The organism is Clostridium boliviensis (assembly GCF_033342255.1).
GTDB lineage: Bacteria > Bacillota > Clostridia > Lachnospirales > Lachnospiraceae > Lacrimispora > Lacrimispora boliviensis.
This window is the reverse complement of record NZ_JAWONS010000312.1, coordinates 1-353: the sequence shown is the minus strand read 5'-3', so window position 1 is coordinate 353 and position 353 is coordinate 1. Positions and strand designations below refer to the sequence as shown.

The window sequence follows — 353 nt, the reverse complement described above, 5'->3', positions numbered from 1 at the left end:
GACCTCGACCACCCGCTTCAACACCGCATCCGCCTCCAACCCGACTCCCTCGGCGCGGGCTACCGATACCGCCTCTTCCACGACCGATTCCATCAGCGAAAGGGCCTCATCGCTCCGGAGCAGCTCGCCATTCCGGATGCGGAGCAAGGCGGTGAGGGGGTTGATTGCACAGTTGACCATCACCTTTTCCCATATTCTTCGGACAATCGGGCTTTCCCATTCGATCCGGACCCCCTCGTCCCTCAAGGGAGCCAGGAACCGGGCTGCGACTTCAGAGCGGACAGCCCCCGATGCAAAGGGGCCGATCCACGTTTGGCCCCCTCCCGTATGGCGCACTTCCCCCGGCCCCTCCC

The 353-nt window shown here is 64.3% G+C and carries 1 protein-coding gene; it reads right to left on the bottom strand.

The window, feature by feature from the left end; genetic code table 11:
* Positions 1–246: ketopantoate reductase C-terminal domain-containing protein (locus RZO55_RS21845; protein ID WP_318066381.1), on the bottom strand; the 246-nt coding region annotated here is incomplete at its 3' end.
* Between the last annotated feature and the right edge of the window lie 107 nt (positions 247–353).